Origin of the sequence: Aestuariispira insulae (assembly GCF_003385955.1) — a bacterium.
In the GTDB taxonomy this organism is placed as follows: Bacteria; Pseudomonadota; Alphaproteobacteria; order UBA8366; family Aestuariispiraceae; genus Aestuariispira; species Aestuariispira insulae.
Genome location: NZ_QRDW01000011.1, coordinates 44,735 through 55,554, shown reverse-complemented (window position 1 = coordinate 55,554; position 10,820 = coordinate 44,735). Strand labels below are relative to the sequence as shown.

At 55.0% G+C, this 10,820-nt stretch carries 11 protein-coding genes; 2 read left to right on the top strand and 9 right to left on the bottom strand.

Features of this window, described 5'->3' with window-relative positions:
* Positions 1-11: 11 nt before the first annotated feature.
* The 8 genes from DFP90_RS19040 to DFP90_RS19005 are packed head-to-tail and all read right to left on the bottom strand — an operon-like array spanning position 12 to position 7,409.
* Positions 12-281, bottom strand: a complete 270-nt coding sequence (locus DFP90_RS19040) for an amphi-Trp domain-containing protein (protein WP_115938379.1) — start codon at positions 279-281, stop codon at positions 12-14.
* Positions 278-1,648, bottom strand: coding sequence for a metallophosphoesterase family protein (locus DFP90_RS19035; protein WP_181905458.1), 1,371 nt, complete (start codon positions 1,646-1,648; stop codon positions 278-280). Before DFP90_RS19035 ends, DFP90_RS19040 begins: the two co-directional genes overlap by 4 nt.
* A gap of 2 nt (positions 1,649-1,650) precedes the next feature.
* On the bottom strand, positions 1,651-2,346 hold the full coding sequence (locus tag DFP90_RS19030) for a histidine phosphatase family protein (protein ID WP_115938486.1): 696 nt from the start codon (positions 2,344-2,346) through the stop codon (positions 1,651-1,653).
* On the bottom strand, positions 2,346-3,311 hold the full coding sequence (locus DFP90_RS19025) for an NUDIX domain-containing protein (protein ID WP_115938375.1): 966 nt from the start codon (positions 3,309-3,311) through the stop codon (positions 2,346-2,348). The genes DFP90_RS19030 and DFP90_RS19025 overlap by 1 nt, the downstream gene beginning before the upstream one ends.
* Positions 3,312-3,336: 25 nt before the next feature.
* Positions 3,337-4,413 carry an HprK-related kinase B gene (locus DFP90_RS19020; RefSeq protein WP_115938373.1) on the bottom strand — a complete coding sequence of 359 codons (1,077 nt, stop codon included), beginning with the start codon at positions 4,411-4,413 and terminating at the stop codon, positions 3,337-3,339.
* Entirely contained in the window at positions 4,410-5,303 is an 894-nt protein-coding gene (locus DFP90_RS19015) for a GAK system ATP-grasp enzyme (RefSeq protein ID WP_115938371.1), read from the bottom strand. Before DFP90_RS19015 ends, DFP90_RS19020 begins: the two co-directional genes overlap by 4 nt.
* Positions 5,300-6,925 (bottom strand): aminoglycoside phosphotransferase family protein, encoded by a 1,626-nt coding sequence (locus tag DFP90_RS19010; protein WP_115938369.1) that lies wholly within the window; start codon positions 6,923-6,925, stop codon positions 5,300-5,302. The genes DFP90_RS19015 and DFP90_RS19010 overlap by 4 nt, the downstream gene beginning before the upstream one ends.
* A 16-nt stretch (positions 6,926-6,941) precedes the next feature.
* Positions 6,942-7,409 carry an NUDIX domain-containing protein gene (locus DFP90_RS19005; RefSeq protein WP_218044740.1) on the bottom strand — a complete coding sequence of 156 codons (468 nt, stop codon included), beginning with the start codon at positions 7,407-7,409 and terminating at the stop codon, positions 6,942-6,944.
* Between the two features lie 428 nt (positions 7,410-7,837).
* On the opposite strand from DFP90_RS19005, the gene DFP90_RS19000 reads away from it, so the two are divergent.
* Together DFP90_RS19000 and DFP90_RS18995 are read left to right on the top strand one after the other, a co-directional pair.
* On the top strand, positions 7,838-9,406 hold the full coding sequence (locus DFP90_RS19000) for a CHAD domain-containing protein (RefSeq protein ID WP_147301063.1): 1,569 nt from the start codon (positions 7,838-7,840) through the stop codon (positions 9,404-9,406).
* A gap of 6 nt (positions 9,407-9,412) precedes the next feature.
* Complete coding sequence (locus DFP90_RS18995; RefSeq protein WP_115938363.1) at positions 9,413-10,150, top strand: ParA family protein; 738 nt, start codon at positions 9,413-9,415, stop codon at positions 10,148-10,150.
* A gap of 82 nt (positions 10,151-10,232) precedes the next feature.
* On the opposite strand, the gene DFP90_RS18990 is transcribed toward DFP90_RS18995, so the two are convergent.
* A complete protein-coding gene (locus DFP90_RS18990) occupies positions 10,233-10,784 on the bottom strand; it encodes a CYTH domain-containing protein (protein WP_218044739.1) in 552 nt (183 codons plus the stop codon).
* Positions 10,785-10,820 lie beyond the last annotated feature (36 nt).

Sequence of the window (10,820 nt, the reverse complement as noted above, 5' to 3'; positions counted from 1 at the left end):
TAAGAACAGGCTCAGTCCGATTTAAGCGGAATTTTCTTGCCCTTGGGCACTTCCCGCTCGCCCTGCCATGAAATCCGGATATCCAGACGGTTCCGATCCTCATCGGCCGTGGCGGAAATGCGCAAATTCACCAGGTCCGCAGGGTTCAATTCCAGTTTGCCATCCTCGTTTTCTAAAACCAGCTTGCCTCTGGCCATCCCCTCATTCAGGGCATTCAGCAAATCCTGGATGCTGCTGCGGTCCTGAAGGGATTCATGTCGGAATCGTCCATTTTGTTTCATACGCGTCGCCTCTGTTTCGGCTGGATGCTTTTCAGATGATCCAGGGTTTCCCTGGGGTCGAATTTCTTCACATAGGGATAATCGCTGGAGATCCCAAGGATACAGCCCTTGGGTTCAATGATGGTCACCGCTGCTCCATGCCCCCGGACATTTTCCTTCTTCCTGGAATGCCGGTCCAAGGTCGCATCACATTCAAAACTGATCAGGCTCTTGCGGCTGGATATGCGCTGGCCGTGATGCAGATTGCGATGGCCGTGAATGATAGCGGTAATCCCGGCCTTGCGCACATGGCGCGCGCCCTTGGTGGAAAAGGGCATATCTACCTGGCGATATTTGGTCCTGACGGTATTGCAGAGCGAGCCGTAATAGAAATCAAATGGCTTTTCCTTCAATGCCGTCTTAAAGGCACGGTTCATTTCACGCACGCCGCCGCGGCCCAGATCGCGTGCGATCTCATTATCCACCCCTGCATGGACAAACAACAGCGAGCCGACTTTGTAAGCCAAGCGCATGCGTTTGAAGAACCAGTGAAATTCACCATCTGCGTCCAAAAACAACTGTTTCCATTTTTCCACCGCCGCATAGACCTGGCGCAGCGACAACTCCTGCTCCTCACAGGCTTTTTCAAACTTTTGCATTTTCTTGGAAATACGGACGATTTCCCTATGGATCTGGGCCTTGCGCACCTTCCCCTCGGCGATCTTGGGAAAGGCTTCCGGCCATTGGTCATCGGGGAAAAGCCGCCGGCGGCATTCCTTGCGCCCCGGAATACCCTTCAGGCCCTTGCCGTCCGCCAGATATTCCTCCCAAACCTCCTTGAGCAGCGGGATGATCTTCTGGCCGGTCCGGATAAAGAAATGCTCATTATGGGGATCTTTTTCCTGGCCGACCACGCCCATGCCGAGAAACACCCGGACATCATGGTTGCCCGCCAGCACACGCACACGCGCACCCTGTTTCATCAGATGGTGGATCGTGCGCAACAGACCAAGACTACTCGGGCCTTTATCAAAGCAGTCCCCGCCAATGACAAAGGCGCCCTTTTTGCCTTTGGGTGTCAACACGAAGTCGGTCGGCCCGGGCCCTGTCTTATGAACACCGCCAGAGGCCACCAGCGAAGCAGCAAAAGCATCCGGGTCTCCATGCAGGTCGGAAAAGAAGTAATGGCGCCGCTTCGGCCATTTCCAAGCCCGGCGCTTATGGAACTCATCCAACACAGCCGCCAGGATTTCCGGACTGTCACCATCAAGTGCTATGGATTTTTCCCCGCCATGGGTCCAGTCACGCACATCCCGCGGCAGTTTGGGCTTAATCCAGCTTTTTCCACGATAGCGTGGCACATGGGGTTCGGTTTTCAATCGGGCCATGGTCAATCGAGATTCCGGTTTTCTACCGCTTCCGCGCGGATTTTCCATTCCCCGGCAATATGATGCCAGGGGGCATCGCCCCCATCCGCCAGGGCAACCGGCTTTGCATGATACATGCTTAGACGCGCAATATCCTCAAAAGCCAGCACTCCCAAATGATAGGCAGCATGCCGGAAAGCAGCCCCATGCCCGACAAACACGGTCATCACCGGCTGTGTCCCCCCTTCTACGGCCCGAAGTATCTCACCGATACGGGTTGCCACGCGCGCGCCCGCCTGGATCAGCGATTCCGCACCTTGCAACGGCAGGCAATAGTGACTGTTGCTTTTCCAGTCTTTTGGCGGCGCATCAAAGCGCGGATCATCGGCCAGACTTTTTTCAATCTCGGCCACGGTAAGATTGGCCGCGCTGCCGACCCCGCGTTCCGCCAGATCATCATGCCCGATCTGACGTTCGAACAGATCCGTGTTTTCCCCGATGATTTCCGCCGTTTGCCAGGCTCGCAGCAAATTTGAACAGTGAATTACCGGGTTGACCGCCCAACCCTTATCGCGCGCCATATCCATCAACAACCCGGCCGCTTCCGCTGCCTGGCGGCACCCTTTCCCCGTCAGCGGAAAGGGTTGGTGCGCGCTTGGAACACCCGGCTTTTGATGATAATCCCCGTGACGCAAAAGCACCGCGATCCGCCCGTTCATCAACCGCAATCCCCCAGGCAATCCGGCAGGGATTTCACGATCAGCTTGATATCATCATTGCTGATCAGCTTTGCCGCCTTTTTGACGGGCAGCCAACGGCGGTCCCGATGGCTTTCGTCCCATTGGCTGGATGGCAGTTCGCGCGTCACTTCCATCGGGAAGACCACAACCTCGCAGGTCGCTCCCCATTTGGAATATGCGTATTGGCCAAGCTTACAATCCAATACCGTCCCAAGAACCCCTGCCTCTTCAAAGGCTTCCTTGGCCGCGGAATCCTGTGCGGTTATGCCCGGATCATGAATGCCTTTGGGGATGATCCATTTTTTGCCACCGCCCGAAGTCACCAACAAAATTTCCAGTTTGCCCTTGCGCTTGCGAAAAGGCACCACTGCCGACTGGCTGTAATAATAGGCCGGCCGGAGCCGCTGTTCCGGACCATCAGGGGTTGGGTAGGGGAATTTCTCCGGCAGTTGGCGTGGATGAACCAGATGGATCATTTGCGCACAGCCCTTATCCAGGTTTTGCCAACCTCCGGTAAAACGCAGATGGGCCAGGCTGCCCGCATCCATTTCCACCGCACTGTCCTTGTCGGATGTCCGGCCCAGATAATTCACCAGTTTCTCCAACCCCGGGTTATGGCCGACAATCATCACCCGTTTTGTTTGCTCCGGCAGGTTCCGGAGAAAGCCAATCAGATTCTTGCGACCCGCCCGGTAAAGGTCCGCATCTAAGATCACCTCGGCAACGCCCAGGTTGGCCGCCTTGCAGCAATTGTTGGCGGTACTGCGGGCCCGAAAGGAATTGGAGGAATAGATCTGGTCAGGCACCAGCCCGTTCCGGTCCAGCCAGACACCCATGCGTTGGGCATCGCGCTTGCCCTCATCGGTCAATTTGCGGCCCCTGGCCCCCCGACGGCCACCGTCACGGGCTTTTCCCTGCCTGTAAATTAATATTTCCCGGAGCATTTATCTGTTCTCTTATTCCGGTCGGTTACAGTTTCATTGCCTGGATGAACCGGACAGCCGCATCAAAATCGACTTTGCCTGTGGCCTCAAAGATAGGCCGATTCGTAAGGCAGGCCAAATAGGGTGCAGGGTCCAATACCGCGCCATCTTCCAGAAACCGTCCCTCTGTATCCTGATGGAACGGCCCCGGTGATTTCATCACAGCCGGCAGCAGGTCGGGACGCTCATCTAGTTCCACCGGCGCAATTTCACAATCCTCCATCCCATCCCGCTTCCAATTCAAGATCAGGAAGGCCCCAAACGGCGCTCTGGCCGCAATCCGGCCCTCACCATAGAAATCCTCAATATCCACATCATATTTTTCTTCCAGGTCCCAAAGCGCGGATACCGGCAAACTATCCAGCTCACGGCATCGCTCTTCCCCAAGAAGCGTGCGCAGGCGGTCGGAATTCAGCAATGTGCCCGGATTGACGCGCGGCATCTTGGCAATGCCGTGAGCCGTCACCGCACCGGCTTCCGGGGTCAGGAAAAGCCGGTCGTTGGTCAGGAAATCAACATCATCCTGTTCCATCATTTTCAACATCAAGGTCGATTTGCCGCCACCGGAAAAACCGGCAATGCCAAGACCGCGCCCCTGGCGGACCAGCCCTGATGCATGGCAGATCAGGCCGCCATGGTTTTGAATATGGCTCATCTGCTGGTTCAGGATGAAATTGATCACCTGATTGTCATTGGCAAGACAAGCACCCGCCGCAATCAGATGGGACCGGCTTTGCAGGAAGGTCATGCCGGTGCGCACCTTGCGCAGTATTCGGCCATCCTCCAGATCCGCGATCGCGTCCTTGCGCCCCGTCTTTCCCGGTTCCCGGCTCCAGTCGGCAAATGCCAGCTCCAGCTCCGGCACTGCCCCTTCCAACACCAGGATTTCCACGTCCGGCTCCCCGGCACCGAGCACTGAAGAGAAATAAATTCCCAGCCGTTCCAACATCCGTTCATCGTTGGAATAGACCGCAACGGTGAAACCGTCCAGATCCAGGGTCACCGAGCCTTCAATCAGCTCTCGCCCATTGATCAAGCGTTCGGCTGCTTCGATTACCTTCATCCCTTGCTCACTTTGTTAATCGCATAATCCGCATAAAGGCCTGCCGCGTCGATGCCAATGCCTTCCTTGGCGCCCTTAAAACCGCCAAATGCGGAAACCTCAAAGACAATCGGCCCTTCATCTGTATCCGCCACATCCACCGTGGTGAAATCCATACCAAACAGCCGTTCGGCTTTTGAGGCCAGATCAATGGTAGATTGAGGCGGGTCATGGGGCGCATATTTTCCGCCATCCTGAATGGTGGTGTTCCAGCTGTCGCCCTGGGACACACGGGCATAGGTCCCCAGATAGTCGCCCCCCAGAAAAACCATGCCATAGTCGCGCCCGGGCAGGTCCAGGCGTTGCTGAATATACATCATCGGGTTTTCCGATTTAAACGCCCCCACCGCCGCCCGGATCGCCGGTTCCGGCTGGTCCGCGCCGATCACGCACATGCCGCGCGCTTTAGTGGAAAACAGCGGTTTGAATACCGCGCCGCCAAATCGTTCAACTGCATCCACACCGGCTTCGATATCTTCGGTTGCGATGGTGCCGGGCATGGGGATGCCGCCATTATGAAGCGTCATGGTGCAAGATAGCCGGTCGATCATGCGTACAATCGTTTCGGCGTGTGAGAAGATACGCACGCCTTTATTTTCCGCCAGGCGCAGTAACTCGATCCGATCCAGGGTGTTGGGGTTATATTCCTGACTGATTTTTTTGACGATGATACCGTCCAGCATGGTGAGATCCACCCCACGCGCATGCAGTCTTCCATCGGCCAGATCCGCCGTCACCTCGGCCATATCCAAAACCAACCGATAACCGGTCCGCTGTTCCAGCGCGTCGCCCAGCACTTCAGTGGACCATTTCCCGGGAATGCCGATCACGGCGATTTTAAGATTGCTCATTTAAACAGCTCCTCAACAGGCAGGCGGAAGGCACGGGCGGTCTTGGGCTTGATCTCACCGACCCGTTTCAGCAGATACTGGCCGCGCCAGAACATGTTGCTGGCCAGGGTCTGGTCCAGAATGAACCTCGTCGATGTGATGAATGACCGCGCCAGGCCCAGCGCCAGGCGAATCTCAAAATTCCTGTCTTTATTCTTATCCGCGAAATCCGCAGCAAAGGCGTAAATTTGCGACGCAACCAGGCGGATGCGCTCCCGGGTGGGCTTGTCCAGCGCCTGCAGTCGGTAATTCGACACCATGAACACGGCCACATCCTGCACATAATCCATATAACGCGACCGATGCAGATCAATGAAGCGGATCGATTTCTCCTGGGGATCGAAAATGATATTGTCCAGGTTGAAATCTCCGTGGATGTAAACGGAAAAGGGCGGCGGATACTTCTCTTCCAGCTTTTCTGCCTGATCCAGTAACTGGTCCATGGATTTGATCGAACAGCCGTTGATATTAACCGGTCCCGGCCGAAAATCCGGATGCAAATCAATCACACTGTCCAGGCGTTTACGCAGCTGGCCGATATGGCATGCCGGATAAATCTTTTTCGATTTGGTTTCCACCCAGACCGCGTTCAGGGTCTTGGTCAAATGCTTAAGCGCTTTTCCCAGCAGATCATCTTCATTTTGCAGCACGATCTGTTCGAAAGTGCGGCCCGGCAGATGCTCGATCAGGAGGGACGCATGCTTACCCTGTTTCTTGTAGGAAAAAATCTGCGGCGCCAGGCCAGGAAAGATCTCGTGCCAACTCTCAACGCTGTCGCGCTCTTCCAGCATCTTGTCTTTCTTGCCGTCCTTGAAGATCGCCACGTAATCCTTGTCATCAGCATCGGGATCCGAGATCCCGGAGATGCCGCTTCCTGATTTGGTCGCCGCCAGAGGTTCAACCCGCGCCTTTTTCAGCCCCAGATCCGATAGCGCCGTTTCCAACGACCGAAAGCGTTCCATATGCATCGGCTGGCCCAGTCTGGCGGAGATGATTGCCTCGCTGATCAGCAACAGAACGTCACCCATTTCTGCAATCCGCTGACCAACAAAAAGCGATGTCACCACCTCTTCGGCATGTTTGGTTTTGCGCAGTTCCTTCAGATGTTCCTGATAGAGTTTGTCATAGGCCCGATCCAACTTGCGCTCAATATTGCCGATTTTCAGCGCCAGGCGGGTATCATATTTCTCAACCGCCTTTTCAATCAGGCCAATCCCCTTCATCACCTCTTCCAATTGGGCGGCATGGGGGCGCTTTTTCAGTTTGTCGGCCTGATCCAGCTTCAGAACCAATCGCACACAATCATGGGTCAGCGCGGTGATCTGTTCCAGACTGGAGGCAATGCTCTCCGCCGCGCGCAGGGAATAGATATCCACATCGTCCTTTTTCGACCGGCGCAGGGTCCTGGCGCAGCCGTCATGGATGCGCATGTTCAGATTATAGCTGTAACCGGTCCGGTCCAGGATGCGCTGGCCGACAGAGTCCGACAGGGTTTCCAGCAAGACCTGCAGATTGGCCACCTGGGAGGCGGTTTCACTGAGCAGGAAAAAGAGGTTGTCGCGGACGGCGATGGGTAACTGCATGCGGTCCTTACACTTTTCATTCAATCAGGCCCAGATAGACGGGCTCAGCCTGTATAGGCTTTGACAATAGGCGGCTCAAGCCCCCGGGAAAGAAGTTTTTATGACAGAGTTCGGCCACCGGTAGCCACAAAACCGCCTGCTGATGCTTGTCCGGATGGGGGCCGTTGCCGGCAACATAGCCTTCCGGCAGCTGACATAAAAAAAGAAACTCCACCTGCTGGCGGTAGGTGACCGGGTCGGTTTCCCTCGGCTTCAGGAAGTCCGCCACATGCAACAGCCGGAGAACAGTGATATCCGCGCCAATCTCCTCGCGGCATTCCCGTTTTAGCCCCTGTTCCAGGGTCTCTCCACCCTCAGGCGCACCGCCTGGCAGCACAAACCGTTCCCGACCATCGGCATAGAATTTATGTTGAACCAGCAACCGGCCGCCCTCCAGAATGACGGCACGCACCGCATTTCGAACACCCGGCACTAGATTTTTCAAACCTGCCTCCCAAGTCGGGATGAAGTTAAAAGAAAAGGCCCCAGCAAGACTAACATGATGTTCCCCCTCAACAAAAACGCCGCCCTCAATAAAACGACCCTGCGTTGTCAGTGCGGCTTTTTAAGGGATGCATATACCCTCCCCCCAAAGGAGGCTTGAAATAGTTTCATTTACAACTATATTTCCGCCACACAAACTTCACAGACTATCTATAGCCTTAAGAGCGCGGGTGTTTTTTATTGAGCCAGGGGCCGGTTGTATCGAGACAAGTTATTCCCCTATCGCCCTTGATTTCCAAACATATTTGCAGCACCCTCTCGACAATCAGTTCTGGCGTGGGAGTAACCGATTGATCGATTTTCATATGCCCTGGCCGCCGTTCGGCCAGCTACTCCCGCTTCACCTTGCCGACGGGAGTTTTTAAAATCGTGAGCAGGGAAACCGTATCTTACCAGTTGGCCGATACCGACACAGCACTGGATATTGCCAAACTTCTTGCAGGCGTTGGCAAGGTCGAGACCGCCTCGGAGCGTTCGTTCAAGCTCAGCTACTATGACACCTTTGACTGGCGGCTCTTCGACGCTGGCAAAGCCCTTTGTGTCAGCCAGCATGAGGACCAATCCGATATCCAGGTTGAATCTTTGAACGCTGATGAAATCCTCGCCTCCATGCCCGGTCGCCTGAAAACCGGTTTCGCCGATGATTTCGGCTCTGGGCGGATCAGGGACATGGTGGAAGAGTTGATCGATGTCCGTCGCCTGATGGCCAGGCTGGACCTGCATGCCCTGCGCACAGCGATGGCAGTGCGCGACAAAGAGGGCAAAGCCCTCTTCCGGTTGAACCTGGAATCTATCGAGGCCGCCAAACCCGGTTCCCGCGCCCGGAAAGCCTTAGGCGTCCGTTTGGTTCTGGAGCCGATCCGCGGTTATGCCAAAGCCGCTGAGAAGGCCATGGCCTTGTTGGATGACAGCTACCAGCGTAAAACCGAAGACCGTGCCCCATTCCTGAAAGGGCTTGATCTGATCAAAGTCACCCCGGGTGACTACAGTTCAAAATTGAAACTGCATCTTGAACCTCATATGACCGCCCAGCAGGCATCCCATCTGGTTCATCTCACCTTGCTGGACACCATCGAGCGCAATGAAGAAGGAACGGCCGCCAATATCGACGCGGAATTCCTCCATGATTTCCGTGTCGCCATACGCCGCACAAGATCCGCGCTCAGCCAACTGGACAAAGGCGTGCTGCCGCCCAAGGTGATTGCCAAGGCCAAGGATGATTTCAAATGGATCGGCCAACAAACCAACGACATGCGCGACCTTGATGTCTACCTGCTTGATTTCCCGAAAATCCAGGGCAGCATCTCCGAAAGCTACCGGGACTATCTGACCCCATTCAAGGATTACCTTGTCTCCAAGCAGGGCAAAGCCCATGCTCAGGTGCAAAGACTGATCGGCAGTGCGCGCTATCGCAAGATCCTCAATGACTGGCGTCATTATCTGACTGAAGGACACCAGAAAAGTTCGCGCGGCGAGGATGCCGAGTTACCGGTCAAGGAGTTGGCCGATAGCCGGATCTGGAAAGCCTATCGCAAAGTGATGAAGGAAGGCGGCGCCATTGATGAGGATTCGCCCGCTGAAATGCTGCATGACCTGCGCATCACCTGCAAGAAACTGCGCTATCTGCTGGAGTTTTTCCAAAGTCTTTATCCCGCCGGTGAGATCGGCAAGCTGATCAAGGCCTTAAAAAGTTTCCAGAATGTCCTGGGGGAATTTCAGGATACCGAGGTTCAGTCCAACGCCATTTTACAATTGGGCCGCGACATGGCCGAAGCGAAAAAGGCACCTGTGGAAACCCAGATGGCCATGGGCATGGTTGCCGATTCCATCCTGCAGAAACAAGGCGGGGCAAGACGGGCGTTTCATGTGCGTTTTGACGCGTTCAGCACCGACGAGGTGAAGGATTCTTTCAAGAAACTGTTCAAAAGCCGGGGGTAAGGCCGCATGAAAGTCATCAGCATTTATAATATGAAGGGCGGGGTCGGCAAAACCGCCACAGCCGTCAACCTGTCCTACCAGGCGGCCCAGTCCGGGTTGCGCACCCTGATCTGGGATCTGGATCCCCAGGGCGCGACCAGTTTCTATTTTCGCGTCAAACCCAAAGTCAAAGGCGGCGGCAAGAAAATCGTCAAGGGCAAGTCCGACCTGGATGATCTGATCAAAGGCACGGATTACACCAACCTTGACCTTCTGCCGGCCGATTTTTCCTATCGTGACCTGGATTTGCGCTTTGCCGATGAGAAAGACTCCCGGCTGAAAAAACTGATCACGCCTTTGAAAAAAGAATATGACCTGATCGTATTCGATTGCCCGCCCAGCATTTCCGAACTGTCCCAGCAAATCTTCCGCGCCAGCGATATGCTGATCGTGCCGATGCTGCCCACCACTTTGTCCATCAGGACCTTGGATCAGATCAGGCTTTTCCTGAAAGAGGAAAAAATCAAAGGGCTTAAGCTGCGCACCTTCTTCTCCATGGTCGATCGGCGCAAGAAAATGCACAAGGACATCATAGAAGAGTTTGCCGCCAAGGGAAAAGGCCATATCGAGGCCAATATTCCCTATGCCAGCGCGGTCGAGAAAATGGGAATCGAGCGGGCCCCGGTCGGTGATTTTGCCCCCCGGACAGCACCGGCGCTTTCCTACCGGGAACTATGGCGTGAAATCAACAAGGAACTGGACTGATCTGGCAACTGCCTTCAAATGAAAAAACCCCGGCTCATCGCCGGGGCTTCTTATTTACATTCATACCGTAACAGGCGAGCGGTCAGGCCGCTTCCTTACTGGCAATCAGATCATCATAGCTGACGCCCCAATCCTGGAAAGGGTGGCTGGACAGGGCGGAATTGAAAAACCTGTCATCATCGGTGACTTCGGGACCGATCCAATCAGGCAAGTCGAACTGTTCATCTTCGGAAGAAAGCTCGATCTCAGCCATGATCAGGCCGTCATTGGCCCCATCAAAGACATCCACTTCCCAGGTCTTGCCGGCAAAGGCAATCACATGCCGGGTTTTCTGGATCGGCGGCTCAACGCAAAGCTCGTCCAGGATCTTTTGACCCTGGGCCGCATCGATATCAGTGTTGATCTCGTGGCGCATGAGGCCTTCGCCCTGAACCTTCAAGGTCATTTCGTAGGCTTCCCCCGTACGGCGCACCCGCATGCTCCGTCCTTCAGCAATGAACAGATAGCCCTGCTCAATTCTCCTGCTGGATTCCGGCTGGCCCCAATTGGTATGACGGACCAGGAATTTTCGTTCGATTTCAATCATGGCGAAATCATAGTCGAATAGGGCGAAAATGAAAGGGGGAACCGTCAAAATGGTAATCCGAAATGGCAGAAAATCCGTAGCATA

Excerpts from the sequence above, each read along its gene's own strand:
- DFP90_RS19040 (WP_115938379.1), bottom strand. The coding sequence starts at position 281 with ATGAAACAAAATGGACGATTCCGACATGAATCCCTTCAGGACCGCAGC.
- DFP90_RS19035 (WP_181905458.1), bottom strand. The coding sequence starts at position 1,648 with ATGGCCCGATTGAAAACCGAACCCCATGTGCCACGCTATCGTGGAAAA.
- DFP90_RS19030 (WP_115938486.1), bottom strand. The coding sequence starts at position 2,346 with ATGAACGGGCGGATCGCGGTGCTTTTGCGTCACGGGGATTATCATCAA.
- DFP90_RS19025 (WP_115938375.1), bottom strand. The coding sequence starts at position 3,311 with ATGCTCCGGGAAATATTAATTTACAGGCAGGGAAAAGCCCGTGACGGT.
- DFP90_RS19020 (WP_115938373.1), bottom strand. The coding sequence starts at position 4,413 with ATGAAGGTAATCGAAGCAGCCGAACGCTTGATCAATGGGCGAGAGCTG.
- DFP90_RS19015 (WP_115938371.1), bottom strand. The coding sequence starts at position 5,303 with ATGAGCAATCTTAAAATCGCCGTGATCGGCATTCCCGGGAAATGGTCC.
- DFP90_RS19010 (WP_115938369.1), bottom strand. The coding sequence starts at position 6,925 with ATGCAGTTACCCATCGCCGTCCGCGACAACCTCTTTTTCCTGCTCAGT.
- DFP90_RS18995 (WP_115938363.1), top strand. The coding sequence starts at position 9,413 with ATGAAAGTCATCAGCATTTATAATATGAAGGGCGGGGTCGGCAAAACC.